Here is a 21,968-nt window from a genome sequence, read left to right on the forward strand (position 1 = left end):
TTTATCTACTGTCTTGATACGTAGAAGAAAGCGTGATCGAGACGGGGCGGAAGCGTGCTGACACCAACCGGATAGTGACTTCCCCGCGCTCCGGCGCCCGCCGGAGCCCGATCACCCCCGAACATCACGAGTGAGTCCGGAGCAAGCGCGGCTCGACACCTCGGGACCTCCCCCTCATCAGCCCCGTGGTGTCGTCCCAGTGCGGTCTTCGGAGTGGACAACCAATCCGCACAACCGCGCGGCTCCCCGATGTCTCCTCGTGATCGACCGCCCCCGAATCGGCGCCGGCACGGCGATTCGGGGGCGGGCCCACTCTTCGGTCTGGTCGCGCCCGGCGCACGACCGGTTATCGGCCGGCTGTGCCGAATGTCATACGCGCCATTCGGTTGTGCGAACCCCGCCACTGGATACCTTGACGCCGGTTACAGTTTCACGTGGGTTCGGCGTTAGGAAGTTGATGAAGTCCACAGCGCAGCGGCTGGCTCTGCTCGGCATCATGGTCGCGACTTCCGTCGGACTGATCTCCTGTTCCACCGTACGCCCCAGCGAGTCGACCGCGGCGGGCTGCGGCACGGGCGGCCGGGTCTGCGCCGACGCGCCCGCTCCGATTCCCGCTCGCGACGCCCTCGCCCTGTTGAACTCGCTGCGCGTGGCGGAGCGCGCGCCCAAAACCGGCTACAGCCGAGACGAATTCGGGCCGCCCTGGTCGGACAACGTCTCGGTGCCCGGCGGCGGCAACGGCTGCGACACCCGCAACGACATCCTCCAGCGCGACATGACCGACGTGACCTTCAAGTCCGGCAAGTGCATCGTCGCGACCGGCACACTCGCCGACCCCTACACCGGCAAGACCATCAACTTCAAGCGGGGCACGAAGTCCTCCGACGACGTGCAGATCGATCACGTCGTCGCGCTCTCGGACGCCTGGCAGAAAGGCGCGCAGCGGCTTTCCGCCGAACGCCGCCGCGATCTGGCCAACGACCCGCTCAACCTGCAGGCCGTGGACGGTCCGACCAACCAGTCCAAGAGCGATTCCGACGCGGCCGAATGGCTGCCGCCGAGCAAGGGCTATCACTGCGCCTACCTGACCAGGCAGATCCAGGTGAAGACGGCCTACCAGCTCTGGGTCACCCCGGCCGAGAAGGACGCCATGGCGCGGATCCTCAGCGCCTGCCCCTGAGCGTCAGGGAATTTCGATCACCACCTTCCCGAAAGGATCCCCGGTGCGGAAATACCGGTAGGCCGCTTCGGCTTCCTCGAACGGGAACACCCGGTCGAGGACCGGACGCATCCGATGGGCGGCGATCGCTCGATTCATCGCCTCGAAATCCGTTCGGCTGCCCACCGCGATCCGGCGAATGGACAGATACGACGCCCCGAACGGGTTGCCGGCGGGCGAGTCGGCGGCGGGCATCGCGCCGATCATCGTGATCCGCGCGTTGTACGCGCCCGACCGCACGGATTTCGCCAGGGTCGGCATGCCCACCGCGTCCAGGACGTGGTCGACACCGTCGCCGCCGGTACGGGCGAGCACGGCGAGTTCCCAGTCCGGGGTCCGGCTCCGATCGATCACCTCGTCGGCCCCGAGCGCGCGCAGCCGCTCGGCTTTGCGAGCGTTCGAGGTGATCGAGATGACCTGGGCGCCGGACATCTTCGCGTACTGCACCCCGAACAGCGCCACCGATCCGCTGCCGACGGTCAACACGGTCTCGCCCGGCCGCACCGGCAGCGGCGTGCTCAGCGCCGCCCATGCCACCACTCCGGCGCAGGTCAACGTCGCGGCTTCGGCGTCCGAGAGGTGGCCGGGCACGTGCATCACCGAATCCTCCTCCAGCACCGCGTAAGTCGCGAGCATCCCGGGGTAGGTCGCCCCGTACTGCTCGACGACGTGCGCCTGGCGCTGCGGGCCGTCGACCCACCGGACGAAGTAGGTGGCGGTCACCCGGTCTCCCACGGCGGCGCGCGTCACGGCGTCACCCACGGCGATCACCTCGCCGACGCCGTCACTGAGCGGGACGACGCCGGGCACGGCGGGCAACGGGTACGTCCCGTCCAGCAGCATCAGATCGCGACGATTCAGCGACGCCGCCCGCACCCGGATCACCACTTGCCGTGGGCCGGGCTCGGGCATCCGCTGCGGCGCGGCGGTCAGCCCGTCCGCCCTGCGCGCGGGATCCAGGTGGTAGGCGACGCCCTGCTTCATGCGACGCCGATGTACTGGTGATCCCACCGGATCCGGCCCTCGTCGTCGAGCGCGATGACGCTGTATCCGCCGCCCACCACGGCCCCGTCGGCCTTCGTCACCATGTGCCAGGTCAGGCCGATCAAGTTCACCGAAAGGCGCACCGCCGGTCCTCCGGAGACGAACAGGTGCTCGCCGGGGGCGACGAACTCGTCGTACGCGCGGTCGACGCGCCGGTCCAGCGCTTCATAGCCGCGGATCTCCACGGTCGGGATCGGGAAGGACAACCGCGCCAGCGCCTCCCGCATCGCCTGCGGAGGATCCACCAGCACCTGCGCCCCGTCGTCGGCCCACAGCCGCCGGATCCGCTTGCGCCTGGCTTCGGCGTCGGATTCGTTCCACAGCGCGACATACCGTTCGGCGAATCGCGAAAGTTCCTGCTCATCGAGTTCGTTGCTCATGCGGTGAAGTCTTGCCGTCGGCCTGCGCCTGTGCGATTCCCCGCAAGGTATGGCCAGCCCGCCGCCAGAGCCCGATACTGCTGCTATGACGACGGCGGCCCACTCCACCGGGTTCGCCCGGCAGCTCAAGCACTGGCGCACGCTGCGCCGGGTCAGCCAGCTCGACCTCGCGATCCGCGCCGACACCACGCAGCGTCATCTGAGCTTCCTGGAGCAGGGCCGCTCGCGCCCCGGACGCACCATGGTGGTGCGGCTGGCCGAGTCACTGGACCTGTCGCTGCGCGAGCGCAACGGATTGCTGCTGGCCGCGGGTTACGCGCCGATCTTCCCCGAATCGGCGCTCGACACCACGGAATTGGCTCCGGTGCTGACGGCGTTGCGGGCCATCCTGGACGGCCATCTGCCCTACCCGGCGCTGGTCGTGCGGCCCTACGGCATCCTGCTCGCCGCGAACGCCGCCTTCGACGTGCTCGCCGAGGGCGCCGCGCCATGGTTGCTGGAACCGCCGGTCAACGTGCTGCGGCTGGCGCTGCACCCGGACGGCTTGGCCGCCCGCGTGATCAACCTGCCGGAATGGGGAAGGCACGTCACCGAGGCGCTGCGCAACCGGATGGCCCGCAGTCCCGATCCGGTCCTGGACGAGCTGATCGAGGAACTGGAGACCTACCTGCCGTCCGCCGAGCCGGGGCCGGACCATCTGGGTTTCGCGGTGCCGCTGCGCCTGCGCTGCGCCGAAGGAGAGCTGCGTTTGATCACCACGCTCACCTCGTTCGCCACCGCGGTGGACGTCACGCTCGCCGAATTGCAGCTCGAGGCGTTCCTGCCCGGCGACGAGCAGACCGCGCGAATTCTGCGCGACCGCGCGGCACGGCGCTGATCGAGGATGAGGTCCCGCAGGTCGGCCCTGCGGGACCTCGCCGACTCACACCGACGCGCGTTCGCGTTCGGCCGGGGCATCCCAATCGATCCGGTAGCGCTGCTCGGGTCCCATGGTCTTCTCCGGCTTCATCACGGTCTTGGCCATCAGCGGCATGAGCAGCTGCATGACTTTGCGTCCCACCGGCCCCGGCGTCTTGCTGTGGTTGATCTTCGCCGCGCGCGCCGCGACGCCTTCCACACGCCCGCGCCGCAAGCGCTCGTACACGGCGAACGCCTCCGGGGCCGGCAGATCACGAAGACAGCGGGCCAGCTGCACGGCGCTCTCGATCGCCAGCGACGCACCCTGGCCGGAACTGTTGGACGGAGCGTGCACCGCGTCGCCCACCAGCACCATCCGTCCGCGATGCCAGTGCGGTATCGGCGGCATGATGTGCAGCGCACCGACCACCTCCAACTGGTCCTCGGTGGTGCGGCGAGCGAGTTCGCCGCCTGGGCTGTCGTCGCGGTAGGTCTCGCGCAAGATCTGCAACCAGTGCGCGCTCGGCACCGCCCGCGCCGCGGTCAGCGACAGATACTCCTTGTGCGGCAGGTTCGCTCCCCACGCCACCCGCCCGTCACCGAGCGGCCAGTACAAGTAGTACGCCCGCTTGCCGAACGCGAAGGTCATGGTGTCGGGCGGGATCTCCGCGTCGCACTCGGTGGTCGCGCCGAAGCCGAGCATGCCGGTGTAGTCGGGGCCGGGCGCGTCCGGGTCGATCAGCGTGCGCACCCGCGAGCGGATGCCGTCCGCGCCGATCAGCACGTCGGCGGTGGCCGTGCTGCCGTCGGCGAACCGAGCGGTGACGCCCGACTCGTCCTCGTGCACGTCGACCAGGCGCTTGTCGTACTCGAACGGAACGTCCGCGGCGATCGCGTGCCGGTGCAGCGCCTGGTGCAGTTCACTGCGATCGACCAGTTGCAGCGGCGGCACATCGGCGAGGCCGGGCAGGCTCAGCACCTTGTCCCCGACGGCCATCCGCATCTTCGTCACCGGCAGCGCGATCGCGCGGACCGGGTCACCTGCCCCGATGATGTCGAGAGCGGCGATGCCGTTGGGCGCCAGCGCGAGTCCGCTGCCGATACCGTAGGAAGGCCCGGGATAGGCCTCGTAGACGCGGGCTTCGATGCCCGCTTTGCGCAGGGCCGTCGCGACGACGGGGCCGGCGATGCCGCCACCGATCACCAGGGCGGTTCGTGTTGTGGACATGGGTGTCTCCAGAATTCGTGCGATACGGGTCTCGGTTCCCGAACCGACGCACACGCCACCCACCCGGTTATCCTGTGGTTGCCAGCCTTGTAGCCGGGTGCGCGTTCGCGGGCGCGGTGCGAGACTGTTCGATCGGGCCCGGCGGCGGTGTTGCCGCACCTCGCCGGGACCGGTTATCGGCTAGTTCTCGGCCATCCCCCTCTCCACCAGGTCGGCGGCCTCGGACGGCAGCGCGCCGCGCTCGTGCCAAGCACGCCATTGCGCCAGCCCGGGGAAGGTGCCCTCGGTCAGCTCGTCGCGCAGCGAGTGCGTCCATGCCGCTTCGGCTTCCAGCATCGCCAGCCCGAACTCGGACTCGATGATGAACAGCCGCGGCAGCGCGCCCGCGAGTTCGCCGAGTTCGCGGCGCACCGTCCCGATGGTCCGCTCCAGCGCTTCGATGCGGGCGCCGAGCAGTTCGATCACCTCGGCGGGCGGAAGCACCGCGAGAATGGACAGGCCCGCGACGAACCGGTGATGTTCCGGTTCCGGAGTCGACAGCAGCTCCCTGGTCCAATCGGCCATCTCGGCGCGGCCCGCGTCGGTGATCCGGTAGATCACCCGCTCCGGCCGCGCGCCCGCGCGTTCACTGCCGACCACCTCGAGGAAGCCGACCTTGGCCATGTTCTGTACGACCGTGTAGAGCGAACCCCACTTGATCGCCATGTCGTGGTCTTTGCCCCGCTCACGCAGGGTCTGGGCGATCTCGTACCGGTGCATCGGGCGTTCCACGATCACGGACAGCACCGCGAGCGCCAGCAGGTTGTCCACCTTGCGCTTCTTCATCGCGGCACCTCCTTACTCGTCTACGAATATACGTCTACGAGTATCAGTGCCGCAAGCATGTCAGGCGGGCACCGTCTCCTGCTCCCGCGCCTGGTCTTCCAGCAATTTCGTGGCGATGTTCGTCAGCGCCTGGTCCAGCAGTGCGCGATCGGCGGGATCGGCCTCGCTCCAGTCGTCGAGCCTGCTGTCGAGCCATCGCCGCCAAGCCGCCTTGATGCGATCCATCTCGGCGGCCCCGGAGTCGCTCAGCCGCAACCGCTGTCCCTCGCGCATCAGATACCCCTCCGCGCCGACCTGGTCGTAGATCGGCTCGATGACCTCCTCGGGCAGCCGGTGTTCCCTGGCTATCTCCGCCAGCGTGGCGTGCCCCCGCACCCGGTCGCGCAGATACACCTGCCCGAGCGCCCACGCCTCACCGTGGGTGAGATCGCTGTCCGCGTCCGCGAGGATGCGCGGACCGATCGGATCCTCCGCCCCGGCTCTGCGCATGGTGCCTGCGATCGCCCTTTCCAGCTGCACCAGCCGATCGGGCGAGTCCGGCACCGAGAACCCTTCGCCGACATCGCCCGCACCCGCCCGCGCGCTGTCGCGCAACGGCACCTCGGGCAGGAACCACGCGATCACGAATCCGGCCAGCGCGACCGGCACCACCCAGAAGAACACGTGATCGATCGAGTCCGCGTAGGCGTCGATGATGGGAGCCGACTGCTCGGCGGGCAGCGCGCGCAACGACTGCGGATCCGCCGCGACCGCGGGCGGCACCCGCGCGCCGGCCAGGGCGGCGGCTAGATCAGGACCGATCTCGTTGCTGTAGAGAGTGCCGAAGATCGCCGTGCCGAAGGCGCTGCCGAGCGTGCGGAAGAAGGTGACACCCGAGGTCGCGGTACCCAGTTGGGCGTAGGGCACGGTGTTCTGCACAACGATGGTGAGTACCTGCATGGCCAGGCCGATGCCGAGGCCCAGGATCAGCATGTACAGCGACTCCAGCCAGGTGCCGGTAGTCCGGCCCATCGTCGACATGAGGTACAGGCCGAGCGCCATGACCAGCGTGCCCGCGATGGGGAAGTACCGGTAGCGCCCGGTCTTGCCGACCACCTGCCCGGACAGGATCGAGGTGGCGAACAGACCGGCCACCAGCGGCAGCGTGCGCAGGCCCGACATGGTGGCCGAGACACCGTCGACGTATTGCAGATACGCGGGCAGGTAGGTCAGCGAGCCGAGCATCGCGAAGCCGACGATGAAACTGAGGATCGAGCACACCGTGAACACCCGACTGCGGAACAATCCCATCGGCAGCATCGGTTCGGGGGCCCGCAATTCCACGGCAACAAATGTGGCGAGCAGGAACACCGCCCCGGCGAACAGGCCGACGATCGTCGGCGATCCCCACGCGTATTGCTGGCCACCCCACTCCAGGCCCAGGATGAGGCAAGAGACGCCCAGCGCCACCAACCCGATTCCGGCGTAGTCGATGATCGGTCTCGCCGCGGCCCGCACCCGTGGAATCGTCCGCGCCGCCAGCGCGATCATCACAACGGCGACCGGAACGTTGACATAGAAGCACCAGCGCCAGCTGGCGTGGTCGGTGAACAGCCCGCCCAGCGTCGGACCGATCACCGTGGTCACGCCGAACACCGCGCCCAGCGCGCCCTGATACTTCCCGCGCTGCCGCAGCGGAATGATGTCGGCGATCAACGCCATCGAGGTGACCATCAGCCCGCCCGCGCCGAAACCCTGAATACCCCGGGCGAGGACCAGCAACAGCATGCCGTTCGCCAGGCCCGCGGCAATCGAGCCGACGATGAAGATCACCGCACTGACCTGGAACACCAGCTTGCGGCCGAACAGGTCGCCGAGCTTGCCCGCCAGCGCCGTGGCCACCGCCTCCGCGAGCAGGTACGAGGTGACCACCCACGCCATGTGCCCCGCCCCGCCGAGGTCGGCGACGATGGTGGGCAGCGCGGTGGACACGATGGTCTGGTCCAGCGCCGCCATCAGCATGCCGAGCACGATGGTGCCGAATACGATATTCGTCTTGGCCCTGCCCATCGGGGCAGCAGGGTCCGCGGCGACAGCAACCGAACCGGCCATCAGCCCAGTATGGGACTTCGCCGCTTCGATGGATATCCAGCGACACGGCAGCGACTCCGCCGAGAGGTGCGTGCGACTAGCTCTCTGCGGGCCGCTCGATGAGCGACATCGCGACCGGCACGAGCAGATCGACGAGTTCGGCCACCGTGGGGCGCGGGTCGGCGAGCACCCACTCGTGTGCGAGACCGTTGATCGCGCCGATCAAGGCGCTCGCGCCCCAGCCGGGCGCGCCGCGCACCCGGGCGCCGGGGGCCACCACCGGCACCACGTGCGATTCCAGCACGGACGCCCACGCGTGCCGTCGTTCGCGACGATGCCGCTCCATCCGGTCGCTCACCCCGACCACTTCGATGAACGCGACCTTCGCGCGGTAGGGATCGCCGCCGATCGACGCGAGATACGCCGTCACCACGGCGGTCATCGCTGCGGGCAGGTCGAATCGGGGGTCGAGGTCCCCCAAACGCGCCAGCACGGCGGCGGCGGCCTCGTCCTGGATCCGGTCGTAGGCCGCGACCAGCACGTCCTCCCTGGCCTGGAACTCCTCGTAGAACTGCCGCTTGGACAAGCCCGCGGCTGCGCACACGTCGGCCAGCGAGCAATTCGCGTAACCGCGCTCGGCGAAGATCCGGGTGGCCGCGTCGAGGAACCGCTGACGCCGCTCGGCTTTCCGCTCCACGACGGCACGCCCGCCGTATTGCCTGCCCACTGTCGCCGTCACATCTCTCACCGTAGCGAAATCGCGGCGACCGGGAACCTCCCCGCCGGGGAGGGATCGGAAGACGTTCGTTCTTGTGATCCGCGTCGCGACACCGCATACTCGTGGCCAGTCTGAAACCGATGGGGCTCACATATGTGGCTCACAGAACGAAGAGGTTCTCGCGTGGTCATCTCCCGTAAGCACGCACCGAAGTTGCTCGCGGCGCTCGCCGCGGTAGCCGTGGTGCTGCCCTTGCTCGCCGCCGGAGCCGCGGCCGCGGAGCCGGCGCCGGACGATCCGGCGGTCCAGCCCGCGCTGCCGTTCCCCGTTCCGCCGCTGCCGCCGGGTTTCGATCCCGCGTTCTATCGCCCCGCCGTGGAGACCTACGCCGATCTCGCCCCCGGTCAGATCATCGCCGCACGTCAGGTCAACCTGGCCAACCTGTCGCTGATCCCGGTGAATGTCGACGCCTGGCAACTGTCCTACCGCTCCACCAACTCCCGTGGCGAGGCCATCCCCGCTGTGGCCACGGTGATCAAGCCGCGCGACTACGTCGCCGACCGGCCGCTGTTCTCGTATCAGATCGCCGAGGACTCGACCGGCAACTACTGCATGCCGTCGTATCAACTGCAAATGGGTTCCATCCCGGCGACCTTGACCGGCTCGACCCTGGTGGCCGCCCAGTTCCTCGAGGTGCAAGCGGCACTGGCCCAGGGCTGGGCCGCGGTGATCCCCGATCACCAGGGTCCCGACTCGGCCTACGCCGCAGGACCTCTGGCGGGCCGGATCACCCTGGACGGCATTCGCGCCGCGGAGAATTTCGCGCCGATGCAACTGTCCGGGCCCCGGACCCGGGTCGGGCTGATGGGGTACTCCGGCGGCGCGATCGCCACCGGCTGGGCCGCCGAACTGAAGCGCGGCTACGCGCCCGAACTGAACGTGGTCGGCGCCGCCGAGGGCGGCATCCCCGCCGATCTGTCGGCCGCGCTGCGGATGGCCAACGGCAATCTCTCGGCCGGGCTGATCTTCGCGGGCGCGCTCGGCGTCTCGCGCGAGTATCCCGAACTGCGCAGATTCCTCGACGACAACGCGAACGGCCTGGGCAGGCTCATGATCGCGGGCAAGGAGCAGCTCTGCGCGAGCTACCAGGCCGCGCTGTTCCCGTTCGCGGACAACCTGGGAATGCTGGCGAAGAACCCGTTCACCGATCCCGTCGTCGTCGACGTGCTGAACAAGACGAAGCTGGGCCAAGCCGTGCCCGACATGCCGATGCTGATGTACCAGGCCAATGCCGACTGGTTGATCCCGGTCGGACCGGTCAACGAGCTCGTCGGCACCTACGCCAATGATCCCGGCGCGCGGGTCGAGTACATCCGGGATCATTTCAGCGAGCACCTCACCCTCGACCCGATCGCGGCGCCACGCGCACTGCTGTGGCTGAAGGACCGGTTCGCGGGTGCGCCGGTGGCCGAGGGCGTCACCATCACCGATGTCGGCTCGATGACGCTGGACCCCGCGACCTGGCAGGTGTGGGGCGACACGGTGGGCGCCGTACTCGCCGCAGCCTTCCAGCAACCCATCGGAAGCGGCCGCTGAGACATGTTCCGAGCTCGTGTCGCGGTCGCGTTCCGCGACACGAGCTCTCGCGTCTGAGACGATCGGGGGCGAAGAGCTTCCCCCGAAACTTACTCCAGAGTAAGGTTGGCCTATGGCGTGGAAACCAGCTGAGATCCCGGACCAGACGGGACGCACCTTTGTCATCACTGGCGCGAACGGCGGCCTCGGCGCCGTCGCCACGAAAGTCCTGGCGTCCAAGGGCGCGACCGTCATCATGGCCTGCCGCAACGCGGTCAAGGCGAAAGAGGTCGCGAGCGGCATCGACGGCGACGTCCGCGTGGCCGAGCTGGACCTCGCGGACCTGGCCTCGGTCCGCAAGTTCGCCGACGACAGCGGCGAAATCGACGTCCTGGTCAACAACGCGGGCCTGATGAACATCCCGTTCTCACGCACCAAGGACGGTTTCGAGACCCAGTGGGGCGTCAATCACCTCGGACACTTCGCGCTCACCGGCCTGCTGCTGGACCGGATCGGCGATCGGGTGGTCACCCTCTCCAGCATCGCCCACAAGCAGACCCCGAAGCTCTGGATCGACGACCTCGACTACGAAAAGCGTCGTTACCAGCGCAATCTCGCCTACGCGCAGGCCAAGCTGTGCAATCTGATGTTCGCCAGGGAACTGCAGCGCAGGCTCCGCGAATCCGGCTCGGCCAAGCGCTCCTACGGCGTGCACCCCGGTGTCTCGGCCACCGACCTCTTCGCCCACACCGAGACGCCGCTCGATTACGTCGCCAAGCCGTTCATCCGTCTGATCGGGCACTCGCCGGCCAAAGCCGCGCACTCGACGCTGTTCGCCGCGACCATGCCCGACGCCGATCCCGAGACCTACTGGGGCCCGACCCGGCTCTTCGGCAGTCAGGGACCGGTAAAACCGTCGTCGTCCACCCGTCTGTCGCAGAACCGCGACCTGTGGCAGCGACTGTGGACCGAGTCCGAGCGCAAGACCGGCGTCATCTACTCGTTCTGAGCCGGACGAACGTCCGCGCGGTACACGGGACGGGGCAGCCGCCGCAGCGCGGCCGGGTCGCGCACGGCGCATCAGCGACCGCGCTTCGCCCGGCACTCGGGCGGATGCCGACGCGTGCGTCGGTGACGGCGAGATCGGGTCTCCGCCGATGTCGTCACCCCCGAAGCCCGGGACCGTCCGGCGCCGCTGGTTACCGCGATGATCGTGGTCACAGCGCGTGCCGGACGGCGTACCTGGCTCTACGGGCCGCGTAGTAGAACGGGTACCGTAGAAGCCGTGTCCGCACCACCCCGCCGCTCGGCACACAACCGCCCGGCCCTCATCGCGCTGGTGATCGTCGCCGCGCTGGGCTGCCTCGGGCTGGCCTGGTGGCAGTGGGAGCGCTACGAGTCCGCCAGCGGCACCGGCCAGAACCTCGGCTACGCGTTGCAGTGGCCCCTGTTCGCGGGGTTCGCCGTCTTCGCCTACTTCCGATACGTCCGGCTCGAGCGTGAGGCAGGCGAAACCGACGAGAAGGACGCGTCCGCCGCGGCACCTGGACGCGCTCGCGCAACTCGGCGCGCCTCCGGTCCGGTCGCACCCACCGAACTTCCGGCCGGCCTGTTGCCCGAGCGACCCAAGGCCGTCCGCGGTGACGACCCGGTACTCGCCGAGTACAACCGGTACCTCGCCGCGCTGCACGCCAACGACATCGACGAGCAGGTCCGCGCGGCAGGCCTGCACACCCGCGAGAGGAGCGCCGGTTGACCACCAGCGAGAATTCCACCGAGACCACCGCCGCCCCGGCCCCGGCCGGAAACGCCGCCAAGATCGGTCCGGCGCTGCTGCGCTACCGGGCGCTGGCCTGGATCACCGGCCTCTGGCTGCTGCTGCTCACCGGTGAGATGATCGCCAAGTACGGCTTCGACGTGCACACCCCCAGCTGGATCGCCGTGGTGCACGGCTGGGTGTACTTCGTCTACCTGCTGGTCACCGCCGATCTCGCGGTCAAGGTCCGCTGGCCGGTCCTGCGCACCGTGGGCACCCTGCTCGCGGGCACCATCCCGCTGTTGTCGTTCTTCGTCGAGCACGTCAACGCCAAGCAGGTCAAGCAGACCTTCGGCGTCTGATCCGGCCGCTCGCCGCCCGCGTCAGCCTGCGGCGAGCGCCGCCAGCGCGGGCGTCAACCGAGCCAGCGCCCGCCCGCGGTGCGACACCGCGTCCTTCTGGGCGGGTGTCAACTGGGCCGCGGTGACCTCGCCCCCCGTCGGGACGAACAGCGGGTCGTAGCCGAAACCACCGTCGCCCACCGGCTCCCGGCCGATCGAACCGGGCCATTCCCCGCGCACCACCGTCTCCGTGCCGCCGGGCACCACCAGCGCGCAGGTCGAGACGAACCTCCCGCCGCGGCGCTCGTCCGGCACGTCCGACAGCTGCGCCAGCAACAGCGCGTTGTTGGCCGCGTCATCGCCGTGCCTGCCCGCCCAGCGCGCCGACAGCACACCGGGCATCCCGTTCAACGCGTCCACTTCGATGCCGGAATCGTCGGCGACACACGGCAACCCGGTGGCCGCGGCGCCGTCGCGCGCCTTGGCCAGCGCGTTCTCCTCGAACGTCGCGCCGGTCTCGGGCGCCTCGTCGTACGGGGGAACGTCGTCCAACCCGACTATCTCGATCCCGGCGATCCCCGCCTCGTCGAGGATGCGGCGCAGTTCGTTCAGTTTCTTGGCATTGCGGCTGGCCACAAGCAAACGACGGGTCATCACTTCTTCTTCGCGTCGGCCTGTTCCGGAAGCACGCCGGGATACGGCAGCGCCAGCGCTTCTTTCTGCACGACGAACAACTGCTCGCAGCCCGCGAGCGCGGCATCGAGCAACTTGTCCAGCGTGGAGCGCGGGAAAGTCGCGCCCTCGCCGGTGCCCTGGATCTCCACCAGCGTCCCGGTATCGGTGGCGACCACGTTCATGTCGACCTCGGCGCGCGAATCCTCCTCGTACGGCAGATCCAAACGCACCCGGCCGTCGACCACGCCGACACTCACCGCGGCGATCGCGCACGAGATCGGCTGCGGGTCCGCCAGCGCCCCCGCCGCGCCGAGATAGGTCACGGCATCCGCCAACGCCACATAGGCGCCGGTGATGGCCGCCGTCCGGGTACCGCCGTCGGCCTGCAACACATCACAGTCGATCGCGATGGTGTTCTCGCCGATCGCGGCCAGGTCGATGCAGGCGCGCAGCGAGCGGCCGACCAGGCGGCTGATCTCCTGGGTCCGTCCGCCGATGCGGCCCTTCACCGATTCACGCCCGCTGCGGGTGTGCGTCGCGGCGGGCAGCATCGCGTATTCGGCGGTGAGCCAGCCCGATCCGGAGTCACGCCGCCACGCGGGCACCCCCTCGGTGACGCTCGCGGTGCACATCACCCGCGTCTGCCCGAACTCCACCAGCACCGAACCAGCTGGATGCGTGGTGAAACCACGGGTGATCCGGACCTCGCGGAGCTCATCGTCCGCCCTGCCATCGGCTCGTCTCGACACGGCCACAGCCTACTGGGTCTAATTTGCCGCGACTTCGTCGCGGCGTGTTCGCGGCCCCTTTGTGGCTCGCGTTTGCGCGACCGCCGCTTGCTCCTTCGTCGCGTACGCGGCGGCCGCGCAAACGCGAGCCGGGCCGCGAACAGCGGAGGCTCGGTCTCGCTTCGCTCGAAGACGTGGTTGCGGTGCGCTGGGCACGTCAGAAGCCACGCCTGCGGCCCTACGCGCGCCGTTGTGGAAGGGCTCCGCTGTGATGGACTGCCGCTTGCCCGTTCGGTGCCTGCGCGGTGGCCGCGCACACTGAGCACGTCAGAAATGCACACTTCGGCCCGGGTTCGGTCAGATATCGAAGGTTTCGCCTGGGGCGACCGCGTGTACGGGGCCGGTGAACTGGGCTTTCGCTTCGGCGATCACGTCTTCGCGGGAAGTCCACGGGGGGATGTGGGTGAGCAGGAGTTCCTTCACGCCGGCCTCGGCGGCGATCTGGCCTGCCTCGGTGCCCGAAAGGTGAATCCCCGGCGGTCGATTGGCCGGGTCGTGGGTCCAAGAGGCCTCCGCCATGAGGACGTCGGCGCCCTGGGCGAGTTCGTGGACCTGAGGGCACAGTGCGGTATCGCCGGTGTAGACGAAGGTGCGTCCGGCCGCGGTGACGATCCGCAGACCATAGGACTCCGGGGGGTGGTACATCCGGCGCGCGGTGACGGTGTGGCCCGGGCCGAAGGAGACGGCCTCGCCCTCGGTCCAGGGCCGCATGTCGATCACGTCGGACCAGTCGTCGCATTCGCCGCCGACCTCGGCGGAGGCGTTGCCGATGCGCACCGAGGTGTCCGACGGGCCGCGCACGATCGCCTTCCCCTCCGGCGGCGTCGGGTGGTAGCGGCGCCACACCAGCAGACCGGGCAGGTCCAGGCAGTGGTCGGCGTGCAGATGGGTCAGGAAGATGTCGACCTCACCGGGATCGGCGTGCCGCTGCAACGCGCCGAGCACTCCGGGACCGAAATCGATGACCGTCGGCCGCATGTCCGGGCCGGTCAACAGGTACCCCGACGCGGGAGAGTCCGGGCCGGACACACTGCCCGAGCACCCGAGGACGGTAAGGCGCATTCCCCCATGCTGCCACGCGGAATTCTCACTCAAGAAAGGATCCCCCACATTTCCGGCGGGCCGTCCGCTCACCGCGGCGACGCGCCGGTTCCGGCTCGGTCCCCGCGGCGGTTTCGTCGTGCATCTCCAGAGAGTACCCACCCGGCCAGCAATCCACTCAACGCGCCGAATAGATGTCCCTGCCAAGAGATTCCGGGCTGTCCGGGCAAGACGCCCCACAGCAGCGACCCGTAGACGGCCAGCACCGCGAGGCCGAGCAGGATCTGCCCGGCATTCCTGGCGAACCACCCCCGGCAGATGAGGAAGGTCAACCAGCCGAACACCAGCGACGACGCACCGATGTGGACGCTGCCAGTCGCCCCGGTGAGCCAGACTCCGACCCCGGCCAGCAGCCAGATGATCGCGGTCGCGGCAAGACCGCGTCCGATACCGGTCACCAAGACCAGGAAACCGAGCACCAGCACCGGAAGCGTGTTGCCGATCAGATGGCCCCAGTTGCCGTGCAGCAACGGTGCGAACAGGACGCCGGACAGTCCGTCGGCCCGGCGAGGCTCGATACCCGCGCTCTCCAGATCTCCGTGAACGGCGGTGTCGACCCCTTCGACGCCGTAGAGCACCCCGACGAATCCGGCGATCAGTACACCGGCGCGCAGCCACAGCTGCTTGATCGCGGAGACGCCCCCGGCCGGGGACGGTCGCGGCGCACCGACGGGCTTGCCCAGCTGCGCACGAATCGCCGCGATCCGGTCCGGGTCGAACGACGGCCCGATCCCTGCGCCTGCCATGGCCACCTCCTCGCCGCGGCGGGGTCGTGGCCCCGCCTCACCGAGGGTACCGGCGCGGCCAGGAGGTCAGGCCCAGAGCTGACCGTCGAGCCGTTCCTCCGCCTCTTCGAGGGTGCCGTCATAGGCCCCGGTCGACAGGTACTTCCACCCGCCGTCGGCGACCACGAACGCGATGTCGGCGCGCGTGCCGGCCTTCGCCGCCTTGCGGGCGACGCCCAGCGCGGCGTGCAGAATCGCGCCGGTGGAGATCCCGGCGAAGATGCCTTCCTCGAGCACCAGTTCGCGGGTGCGCTTGACCGCGTCATAGGGGCCGACCGAGAAGCGCGTGGTCAGCACGGTCTCGTCGTACAACTCGGGGATGAATCCCTCGTCGATGTTGCGCAGGCCGTAGACCAGCTCGCCGTACCGCGGCTCAGCGGCCACGATCTCGATGCCCGGCACCTTCTCGCGCAGGAAACGGCCGGTCCCCATCAGCGTGCCCGTGGTGCCGAGACCCGCGACGAAATGGGTGATCTCGGGCAGGTCGGCCAGGATCTCCGGGCCGGTGGTCTCGTAGTGCGCCGACGCGTTCGCCGGATTCCCGTACTGGTAGAGCATCACCCAGTCCGGGTGCTCCGCCGCGATCTGCTTGGCCAGGGCGACAGCCTGGTTGGAGCCGCCCGCCGCCGGGGAATCGATGATCTGCGCCCCGAACATGGTGAGCAACTGCCGCCGCTCCACGGAGGTGTTCTCCGGCATCACACAGATCAGCTGATAGCCCTTCAGCTTCGCGGCCATGGCCAGCGAGATGCCGGTGTTGCCGCTGGTGGGTTCCAGAATCGTGCAACCGGGCCGCAGCAGCCCGTCGGCCTCGGCCTGCTCGATCATCCGCAGGGCGGGCCGATCCTTGATCGAGCCGGTGGGGTTGCGATCCTCCAGCTTCGCCCACAGCCGCACGTGGTCGTCGCCGTCCCACCGCGGGGACAGCGTGCGCAGGCCGACCAGCGGGGTGTTGCCGAGGGTCGCGATCAGCGATTCGTAACGCGCCACGGGACCGGTCAGCCTCCGGCCACGGCGGGGAGGATCGTGACGCTGGCGTCCTGGGGCACCTCGGCGGCGAGCCCGCCCGCGAAACGCACGTCCTCGTCGTCGACGTAGATGTTGACGTAGCGGTTCAGCTTGCCGTCCTTCAGCAGGCGCTCGGCGAGCCCGGGGTGGTTGGCTTCGAGGTCGTCGATCAGCGCCGACAGGGTGGTGCCTTCGGCCTGCACGCGCTTCTCACCTCCGGTGAGGCCGCGCATGATGGTGGGGATGGACACGGTTACCGGCATGGGTACTCCTCGGTTTCGCGAACAGGCATCGGTCTAGTTCTCGTACGCGTCGACGACCCGCACCGGCTCCTCGGTGACCTCGCCGTCGACGATCCGGTAGCTGCGCAGCTCGTGGCGCTCGGGATCCCGGGTGGAGATCAGCACGTAGTGCGCGAACGGCTCGGAGGCGTACGACACGTCGGTCCGGCTCGGATAGGCCTCGGTGGCGGTGTGCGAGTGATAGATGACCACCGGCGTCTCGTCGGCGTCGTCCATCGCGCGCCACACTTTCAACTGCTCGCCGGAGTCGAAGCGGTAGAACGTGGGCGAACGCTCGGCGTTGACCATGGCGATGAAGCGCTCCGGACGATCCGAGCCCTCCGGCCCCGCGATGACACCGCAGGCCTCGTCGGGGTGATCGGCGCGCGCGTGCGCCACCATCGCCTCGACGAGGTCGGCCCTGATCACCAGCACGAGTCGCACACCTTTCCTGCAATCGCCGACCCATCGCAGTCGACAACGAGCCAGGATATTCGGCTATTCCCCCGACGACGTCGCCCGGTCCCCGCTTCCCTGGCCCGGGCACCCGACCGATACCCACGGCACACGACAACGGCGCACTTCGACACCGGTCACAAGCACCGCGATCCCACCGGCCCGACTCCCGCTTTCGAGCGAAGCGAAAACGAACATCCACGCCTCCCGGCCCGCCTCACAAGCACCCGACCACCACATAAGCGACGAAGAAGCAACCAGCCACTACAACCGCACCCTCAGCCCACACCTGCAATCACAACGCGCCCAGCCCACCTCAGCTCCCGGTTCCGAGCGGAGCGAGACCGAGCCACAAAGGGGCCGCGAACACCCAGCTCCGCAGGCGCTGGAAATCAAACACCGAACAAGTCGTGGTAGGCCGGGATGCCCGCCACAGTGTGGGCCGAGCGGATCGCGTCGACCACGGCGCGCTCGACGCAGACCGCGGCGGCCGTGCAGATCTCGTCCAGGACAAGCAGATCGGCGGGGAAGGCGGGCGGCAGCGGCAGGTCCGTGCCCTCTTCCGCGGTCCCGGTGGCGAGCGCGAAGAGGGTATCCCCGTCCAGCGGCGAGTGCGCGGGGCGAATCGCCCGGGCCAGCCCGTCGTGCGCGGTGACCGCGACCCGCCTGCAACCCGCCGGATCGAGTGGGGCATCCGTGGCGACGACGCCGATCGTGGTGTTGAGCACGGTGCCCTTCACCGGCAGCGCGTTCGCCGCCGCCAGTTGCTGCGCGGTCGGCGGCCGCAGATCGAAGAAGCCGGGCCCGTCGGTGCCACATCCCCACGGCAACCCGGTGCGGGGATCGAACACCGAGCCGACGGGATTGGCCACGATCAGCGCCGCGACGGTGATGCCGGCGGCGGCGCCTTCCCCCAGCGCGATACTCGCGGTGCCCACCCCGCCTTTGAGCGATCCGGCACGTGCGCCGACGCCCGCGCCGACCGATCCGCGGGCGAAGTCGACGCCCGCCGCCGCGGCGGCCCGGTAGCCGAACTCGGCGGTCGGACGGATGTCCCACGCGCCGACCGGGAGATCGAAGATCACCGCACCGGGGACGATGGGCACCACCCGGCTCGGGTCGGCGGGGTCCATCACGATGCCTGCGCCGTTCTCCTCCAGCCAGCGCATCACCCCGTCGGCCGCGGCGAGGCCGAACGCGCTGCCGCCGGTGAGCAGAATCGCGTCGATCTGGCGGACGGTGTTCATCGGATCGAGCAGATCCGTCTCGCGGGTCCCCGGCCCGCCGCCGCGCACGTCGACCGACGCCACCGCGCCGCCGGGCACGCGCACCACTGTGCATCCCGTCGCCGCCCTGGAGCCGAGCGTGGCATCCGGATCGAGGACATGGTGGTGCCCGACCAGTACACCGGGCACATCGGTGATCGAATTGCGCTCACCGGGTACGGCATCGACCATGTCTACTCCTCGGGGCGCGGAAACCGCGGGCCGGTCGCGCCGATCATCGCGGCGGTCAGGGAGCCAGCGCCTGCAGCAGCGAGTCCTGCATCCAGGTCAGCCAGTGGTACACGTCCAGGTGCGGAGCACGCGGATCGTCGGGATCGAGTTGCTCGGGCGTGTCGGCATCGATGTTCAGCACCGTGCCGAGCGCGAGCCGCACGTCGGTGAGCGCGGTCAACCACGCGTCGGCTTGCTCGGGGGTGAGGGTGATCTTGCCGCCCGCGCTGGGCACGGTGTCCAGTACGACCGACCCCGCCGCCAGTTTGGCGTCGATGATGTCCGGCTCGTGCAGGCCGCGCAGCGCGCTGTTGAGGTCGGCGCGTTCCGCGTCGGGCGAGCCGGGCTCGCTGCGGTGGAAGTCCGGGAGGAGTCTGCGCAGCCTCGGGTCCTCCGGCGGGGCGGTGTTGCCCGATCGCAGTCCGGTGAGGGCGGCGAGGTCGTCCTCAGGGGCCGACCCGGCGCGTTCGGTGAGCAGCCCGGAGACCGCTCCGACCAGGGACCGAAGCACGTTGGCCTCTCGTGCGTCCATCTCGGATCGCAGTTTGAGACCGCTCAGCGAGTTCTTCCTGCTCCACTTGCGCACGGCGTCAGGGTAGTCGTCGCGGTCTAGTCGTCTCGTTGCATGGTGGCCCAGAGGCCCGCGGCGTGCAGCCGCTGCACGTCGTGTTCCATCTTGTCCCGGGAACCCGACGAGACCACCGCCTTGCCCTCGTTGTGCACTTTCAGCATCAGCTCGGTCGCCTTCGCTTTGCTGTAGCCGAACAGCTTCTGGAAGATGTAGGTGACGTAGTGCATCAGATTGACCGGGTCGTCCCAGACCACGGTGACCCATGGGCGGTCTTCCGCCTCCAGGATCTCGGTGTATTCGACCGCTTCGGGCGTCGCCTGTGCCGCCGACAGTGTCGCGTTCGCGGCGTCCACAACGACGTCACCCCGGACTGTGTTGCACAAGGCCATAGGGTCAAGGGTACGACTCGGCTCCGGATAAACAACACCCACGCTGCCCCGATTCGCCGTTTCGCCGGTTCACCGAGCCGATGCCGGACACCATGAGCCGACCGTTCTGTCTACAGTGACAGCGTGGACCCGCGAGACGGCGTCGCCAGCACGGCGTTGCTGACCGACCAGTACGAACTGACCATGCTCGCCGCGGCGCTGGCCGATGGCTCGGCGCATCGGCAGTGCACGTTCGAGGTGTTTGCCAGACGTTTGCCAAACGGTCGTCGCTACGGCGTCGTCGGGGGTACCGGCCGGGTGCTCGACGCGCTGCGGCAGTTCCGGTTCGGCGAGGCGGAGCTGGCCGTCGCCGCCCCGTTCTCGGATCGGCGAACCCTCGACTGGCTGCGCGAGTACCGGTTCACCGGCGACATCGACGGCTATGCCGAAGGCGAGCTGTACTTCCCCGGCTCCCCGGTCCTCTCGGTGCGGGGCAGTTTCGCCGAATGCGTCGTGCTGGAGACGCTGATCCTGTCGATCCTCAATCACGACAGCGCGATCGCGGCCGCGGGCGCCCGGATGGTCAGCGCCGCGGGCGGCCGCCGGATGATCGAGATGGGTTCGCGGCGCGCTCATGAGCTGGCCGCCGCGGACTGCGCGCGCGCCGCGTATCTGGCCGGTTTCGACGCCACCTCCAACCTGGAAGCGGTGCGTCGCTACGGCATTCCCGGCGCGGGCACCAGCGCGCACGCCTTCGTCCTGCTGCACAGCGGCCCCGACGGGGCGCACGAGGCCGAAGCGTTCCGCAGTCAGGTGCAGACGCTCGGGCGGGGGACGACACTGCTGGTGGACACCTTCGACATCACCCGGGGCGTCGCGACGGCCATCGAGGTGGCGGGCACGGAGCTGGGCGGCGTGCGGATCGACTCCGGCGATCTCGGCGTCCTGGCCAGGCAAGTGCGCGACCAGCTCGACGCCCTCGGCGCGACCAAGACCCGCATCGTGGTCTCCGGCGATCTCGACGAGTACGCCATCGCCGCGCTGCGCGCCGAGCCGGTCGACGTCTACGGCGTCGGCACCGCGCTGGTCACCGGCTCCGGCGCGCCGACCGCCGGAATGGTGTACAAGCTGGTCGAGGTCGAGGGGGTGCCGGTGGCCAAACGCAGCAGTCACAAGCAGTCCCGGGGTGGGACGAAGAAGGCCGTCCGATTGGCCCGCGACACCGGCACGATCGTCGAGGAGATCGTCTACCCGGCATCGGGGCCGATGCCGCCGAACAACGGCTTCCAAGCCCGTGAGCTGCTTGTTCCGCTGATCCGCGAGGGCAAGCAGGTCGATGACCTGCCCACCCTCGCCGAGAGCCGCGACCTGGTCGCCCGCGGGTTGATCAGCCTGCCGTGGGAGGGCCTCAAACTGTCGGCGGGCGAGCCCGCCGTGGTGACCACGTTCGTGTGAGGTCAGGGCCTGCGCCGGTCGACGCGGGACACCAGCAGCAGTCCGGCGGTGAACAGCAGCGCGAACACCACGCCGGTGACGCCGAACCACACCCAGGCCGACGGCTCGGCGGGGCGGGAGCCCAGCAAGTAGAAGACCGCCAGGAAGACGGTGGTGCCGATGGTTACGCTGCGGAACAGTTTCGCAGGGCTCATGACGATCTCCATGGGAGAGGGCGGCGAACCGGCCGCCGGTGAAAGGGGCATCCGGTAATCACCGTGGGCGCTGGCCGCGTTTACATCCCGAGCGTCCGGCCGAGCGGCAGAATCGAAACAGTCATCCAGCCGGACCGCGGGAGGTCGCCATGACTCGGGCACTGATCATCGTCGACGTCCAGAACGATTTCTGCGAAGGCGGCGCGCTCGCGGTCACCGGTGGCGCCGCCGTGGCGGCCCGGATCAGCGAGCACCTCGCGGCGACGGCTTACGGGGCGGTCGTGGCGACCAGGGACCACCACATCGATCCCGGCGCGCACTTCTCCGACGATCCCGATTACATCGATAGCTGGCCGCCGCACTGCCGGGTCGGCACGCCGGGAGCCGATTTCCACCCGTCCCTGGACATCGGCCCGGTCCAGGCGATCTTCTCCAAGGGTTTGTATTCGGCGGCCTACTCCGGGTTCGAAGGCACGACCGAGGACGGCACCGGGCTGGCCGATTGGTTGCGCCACCGCGGCGTCGACGCCGTCGACGTGGTCGGCATCGCGACCGACCACTGCGTGCGCGCGACCGCCCTGGACGCGCGGATCGAGGGTTTCGATACCCGCGTCCTGCTCGACCTCACCGCCGGCGTCGCCCCGGAGACGGTCACGGCGGCGCTGGATCGCATGCGTGGAGCGGGCGTAGACATCGAGGGCGGCATCAGCCGGTAGACCGTCCCGTCTCGGCGAGCG

Annotated in this window: 25 protein-coding genes; 8 read left to right on the top strand and 17 right to left on the bottom strand. The window is 69.2% G+C overall.

What is annotated here, in order from left to right:
* Window positions 1–457: 457 nt before the first annotated feature.
* Window positions 458–1,180: an HNH endonuclease family protein gene (locus NNI01S_RS20745; RefSeq protein WP_063021781.1), complete on the top strand. Its 723-nt coding sequence runs from the start codon at window positions 458–460 to the stop codon at window positions 1,178–1,180.
* A gap of 3 nt (window positions 1,181–1,183) precedes the next feature.
* Here NNI01S_RS20745 and NNI01S_RS20750 read toward each other — a convergent pair whose 3' ends face one another.
* Together NNI01S_RS20750 and NNI01S_RS20755 are read right to left on the bottom strand one after the other, a co-directional pair.
* The gene (locus NNI01S_RS20750) at window positions 1,184–2,203 is read right to left on the bottom strand and encodes a zinc-dependent alcohol dehydrogenase family protein (RefSeq protein ID WP_063917593.1); all 1,020 of its coding nucleotides are present in this window, start codon (window positions 2,201–2,203) and stop codon (window positions 1,184–1,186) included.
* Window positions 2,200–2,643, bottom strand: coding sequence for a hypothetical protein (locus NNI01S_RS20755; protein ID WP_063021782.1), 444 nt, complete (start codon window positions 2,641–2,643; stop codon window positions 2,200–2,202). Before NNI01S_RS20755 ends, NNI01S_RS20750 begins: the two co-directional genes overlap by 4 nt.
* 85 nt (window positions 2,644–2,728) lie before the next feature.
* On the opposite strand from NNI01S_RS20755, the gene NNI01S_RS20760 reads away from it, so the two are divergent.
* On the top strand, window positions 2,729–3,520 hold the full coding sequence (locus tag NNI01S_RS20760) for a helix-turn-helix domain-containing protein (protein ID WP_063021783.1): 792 nt from the start codon (window positions 2,729–2,731) through the stop codon (window positions 3,518–3,520).
* Window positions 3,521–3,565: 45 nt separating this feature from the next.
* On the opposite strand, the gene NNI01S_RS20765 is transcribed toward NNI01S_RS20760, so the two are convergent.
* The 4 genes from NNI01S_RS20765 to NNI01S_RS20780 form a co-directional block, all read right to left on the bottom strand.
* A complete protein-coding gene (locus tag NNI01S_RS20765) occupies window positions 3,566–4,768 on the bottom strand; it encodes an FAD-dependent oxidoreductase (RefSeq protein WP_063021784.1) in 1,203 nt (400 codons plus the stop codon).
* Window positions 4,769–4,948: 180 nt separating this feature from the next.
* Entirely contained in the window at window positions 4,949–5,593 is a 645-nt protein-coding gene (locus NNI01S_RS20770; protein ID WP_063021785.1) for a PadR family transcriptional regulator, read from the bottom strand.
* A 60-nt stretch (window positions 5,594–5,653) separates the two neighbouring features.
* Entirely contained in the window at window positions 5,654–7,684 is a 2,031-nt protein-coding gene (locus tag NNI01S_RS20775; protein ID WP_084489080.1) for an MDR family MFS transporter, read from the bottom strand.
* Window positions 7,685–7,760: 76 nt separating this feature from the next.
* Complete coding sequence (locus tag NNI01S_RS20780) at window positions 7,761–8,402, bottom strand: TetR/AcrR family transcriptional regulator (RefSeq protein ID WP_063021787.1); 642 nt, start codon at window positions 8,400–8,402, stop codon at window positions 7,761–7,763.
* A 132-nt stretch (window positions 8,403–8,534) separates the two neighbouring features.
* Between NNI01S_RS20780 and NNI01S_RS20785 the strand changes: the two genes are divergently transcribed.
* The 4 genes from NNI01S_RS20785 to NNI01S_RS20800 all read left to right on the top strand — a co-directional run bounded on the left by NNI01S_RS20785 (window position 8,535) and on the right by NNI01S_RS20800 (window position 12,074).
* On the top strand, window positions 8,535–9,977 hold the full coding sequence (locus tag NNI01S_RS20785) for a lipase family protein (RefSeq protein ID WP_063021788.1): 1,443 nt from the start codon (window positions 8,535–8,537) through the stop codon (window positions 9,975–9,977).
* A gap of 112 nt (window positions 9,978–10,089) precedes the next feature.
* A complete protein-coding gene (locus NNI01S_RS20790) occupies window positions 10,090–10,965 on the top strand; it encodes an oxidoreductase (RefSeq protein WP_063021789.1) in 876 nt (291 codons plus the stop codon).
* Between the two features lie 276 nt (window positions 10,966–11,241).
* Window positions 11,242–11,712, top strand: a complete 471-nt coding sequence (locus NNI01S_RS20795) for a hypothetical protein (RefSeq protein ID WP_063021790.1) — start codon at window positions 11,242–11,244, stop codon at window positions 11,710–11,712.
* Window positions 11,709–12,074, top strand: coding sequence for a DUF3817 domain-containing protein (locus NNI01S_RS20800; protein ID WP_063021791.1), 366 nt, complete (start codon window positions 11,709–11,711; stop codon window positions 12,072–12,074). The genes NNI01S_RS20795 and NNI01S_RS20800 overlap by 4 nt, the downstream gene beginning before the upstream one ends.
* 21 nt (window positions 12,075–12,095) lie before the next feature.
* Here NNI01S_RS20800 and rdgB read toward each other — a convergent pair whose 3' ends face one another.
* The 10 genes from rdgB to clpS form a co-directional block, all read right to left on the bottom strand.
* Window positions 12,096–12,707 (bottom strand): RdgB/HAM1 family non-canonical purine NTP pyrophosphatase, encoded by a 612-nt coding sequence (gene rdgB / locus NNI01S_RS20805; RefSeq protein ID WP_063021792.1) that lies wholly within the window; start codon window positions 12,705–12,707, stop codon window positions 12,096–12,098.
* The gene (gene rph / locus NNI01S_RS20810) at window positions 12,707–13,477 is read right to left on the bottom strand and encodes a ribonuclease PH (protein WP_063021829.1); all 771 of its coding nucleotides are present in this window, start codon (window positions 13,475–13,477) and stop codon (window positions 12,707–12,709) included. The genes rdgB and rph overlap by 1 nt, the downstream gene beginning before the upstream one ends.
* Before the next feature lie 336 nt (window positions 13,478–13,813).
* Window positions 13,814–14,578, bottom strand: coding sequence for a cyclic nucleotide-degrading phosphodiesterase (locus NNI01S_RS20815; protein ID WP_063021793.1), 765 nt, complete (start codon window positions 14,576–14,578; stop codon window positions 13,814–13,816).
* Between the two features lie 68 nt (window positions 14,579–14,646).
* A complete protein-coding gene (locus NNI01S_RS20820) occupies window positions 14,647–15,363 on the bottom strand; it encodes a rhomboid family intramembrane serine protease (RefSeq protein ID WP_084489087.1) in 717 nt (238 codons plus the stop codon).
* A 66-nt stretch (window positions 15,364–15,429) separates the two neighbouring features.
* Window positions 15,430–16,392, bottom strand: coding sequence for a cysteine synthase (locus tag NNI01S_RS20825; RefSeq protein ID WP_063021794.1), 963 nt, complete (start codon window positions 16,390–16,392; stop codon window positions 15,430–15,432).
* Between the two features lie 8 nt (window positions 16,393–16,400).
* A complete protein-coding gene (locus NNI01S_RS20830) occupies window positions 16,401–16,673 on the bottom strand; it encodes a MoaD/ThiS family protein (RefSeq protein ID WP_063021795.1) in 273 nt (90 codons plus the stop codon).
* 33 nt (window positions 16,674–16,706) lie between these two features.
* Window positions 16,707–17,126, bottom strand: a complete 420-nt coding sequence (locus tag NNI01S_RS20835; protein WP_063021831.1) for a M67 family metallopeptidase — start codon at window positions 17,124–17,126, stop codon at window positions 16,707–16,709.
* 413 nt (window positions 17,127–17,539) lie between these two features.
* Entirely contained in the window at window positions 17,540–18,604 is a 1,065-nt protein-coding gene (locus NNI01S_RS20840) for a P1 family peptidase (RefSeq protein WP_063021796.1), read from the bottom strand.
* A gap of 55 nt (window positions 18,605–18,659) precedes the next feature.
* On the bottom strand, window positions 18,660–19,229 hold the full coding sequence (gene aosR, locus NNI01S_RS20845; protein WP_063021797.1) for an oxidative stress transcriptional regulator AosR: 570 nt from the start codon (window positions 19,227–19,229) through the stop codon (window positions 18,660–18,662).
* Window positions 19,230–19,252: 23 nt separating this feature from the next.
* Window positions 19,253–19,603, bottom strand: a complete 351-nt coding sequence (gene clpS, locus NNI01S_RS20850) for an ATP-dependent Clp protease adapter ClpS (protein WP_039796380.1) — start codon at window positions 19,601–19,603, stop codon at window positions 19,253–19,255.
* Between the two features lie 123 nt (window positions 19,604–19,726).
* Between clpS and NNI01S_RS20855 the strand changes: the two genes are divergently transcribed.
* Entirely contained in the window at window positions 19,727–21,037 is a 1,311-nt protein-coding gene (locus NNI01S_RS20855) for a nicotinate phosphoribosyltransferase (protein WP_063021798.1), read from the top strand.
* A gap of 2 nt (window positions 21,038–21,039) precedes the next feature.
* Here the strand turns inward: NNI01S_RS20855 and NNI01S_RS20860 are convergent, their stop codons facing one another.
* Complete coding sequence (locus NNI01S_RS20860; RefSeq protein WP_157114887.1) at window positions 21,040–21,231, bottom strand: hypothetical protein; 192 nt, start codon at window positions 21,229–21,231, stop codon at window positions 21,040–21,042.
* A gap of 149 nt (window positions 21,232–21,380) precedes the next feature.
* Between NNI01S_RS20860 and NNI01S_RS20865 the strand changes: the two genes are divergently transcribed.
* Window positions 21,381–21,947: an isochorismatase family protein gene (locus tag NNI01S_RS20865; RefSeq protein WP_063021800.1), complete on the top strand. Its 567-nt coding sequence runs from the start codon at window positions 21,381–21,383 to the stop codon at window positions 21,945–21,947.
* Window positions 21,948–21,968 lie beyond the last annotated feature (21 nt).

The sequence above is a fragment of the Nocardia niwae NBRC 108934 = DSM 45340 genome (genome assembly GCF_001613465.1).
Taxonomy (GTDB): Bacteria; Actinomycetota; Actinomycetes; order Mycobacteriales; family Mycobacteriaceae; genus Nocardia; species Nocardia niwae.

What these genes read in the sequence shown, in the direction of transcription:
- NNI01S_RS20745 (WP_063021781.1), top strand. Translation starts at nt 458, where the DNA reads ATGAAGTCCACAGCGCAGCGGCTGGCTCTGCTCGGCATCATGGTCGCG.
- NNI01S_RS20750 (WP_063917593.1), bottom strand. Translation starts at nt 2,203, where the DNA reads ATGAAGCAGGGCGTCGCCTACCACCTGGATCCCGCGCGCAGGGCGGAC.
- NNI01S_RS20755 (WP_063021782.1), bottom strand. Translation starts at nt 2,643, where the DNA reads ATGAGCAACGAACTCGATGAGCAGGAACTTTCGCGATTCGCCGAACGG.
- NNI01S_RS20760 (WP_063021783.1), top strand. Translation starts at nt 2,729, where the DNA reads ATGACGACGGCGGCCCACTCCACCGGGTTCGCCCGGCAGCTCAAGCAC.
- NNI01S_RS20765 (WP_063021784.1), bottom strand. Translation starts at nt 4,768, where the DNA reads ATGTCCACAACACGAACCGCCCTGGTGATCGGTGGCGGCATCGCCGGC.
- NNI01S_RS20770 (WP_063021785.1), bottom strand. Translation starts at nt 5,593, where the DNA reads ATGAAGAAGCGCAAGGTGGACAACCTGCTGGCGCTCGCGGTGCTGTCC.
- NNI01S_RS20775 (WP_084489080.1), bottom strand. Translation starts at nt 7,684, where the DNA reads ATGGCCGGTTCGGTTGCTGTCGCCGCGGACCCTGCTGCCCCGATGGGC.
- NNI01S_RS20785 (WP_063021788.1), top strand. Translation starts at nt 8,535, where the DNA reads ATGTGGCTCACAGAACGAAGAGGTTCTCGCGTGGTCATCTCCCGTAAG.
- NNI01S_RS20790 (WP_063021789.1), top strand. Translation starts at nt 10,090, where the DNA reads ATGGCGTGGAAACCAGCTGAGATCCCGGACCAGACGGGACGCACCTTT.
- rdgB (WP_063021792.1), bottom strand. Translation starts at nt 12,707, where the DNA reads ATGACCCGTCGTTTGCTTGTGGCCAGCCGCAATGCCAAGAAACTGAAC.
- NNI01S_RS20815 (WP_063021793.1), bottom strand. Translation starts at nt 14,578, where the DNA reads ATGCGCCTTACCGTCCTCGGGTGCTCGGGCAGTGTGTCCGGCCCGGAC.
- NNI01S_RS20820 (WP_084489087.1), bottom strand. Translation starts at nt 15,363, where the DNA reads ATGGCAGGCGCAGGGATCGGGCCGTCGTTCGACCCGGACCGGATCGCG.
- NNI01S_RS20830 (WP_063021795.1), bottom strand. Translation starts at nt 16,673, where the DNA reads ATGCCGGTAACCGTGTCCATCCCCACCATCATGCGCGGCCTCACCGGA.
- NNI01S_RS20840 (WP_063021796.1), bottom strand. Translation starts at nt 18,604, where the DNA reads ATGGTCGATGCCGTACCCGGTGAGCGCAATTCGATCACCGATGTGCCC.
- clpS (WP_039796380.1), bottom strand. Translation starts at nt 19,603, where the DNA reads ATGGCCTTGTGCAACACAGTCCGGGGTGACGTCGTTGTGGACGCCGCG.
- NNI01S_RS20860 (WP_157114887.1), bottom strand. Translation starts at nt 21,231, where the DNA reads ATGAGCCCTGCGAAACTGTTCCGCAGCGTAACCATCGGCACCACCGTC.
- NNI01S_RS20865 (WP_063021800.1), top strand. Translation starts at nt 21,381, where the DNA reads ATGACTCGGGCACTGATCATCGTCGACGTCCAGAACGATTTCTGCGAA.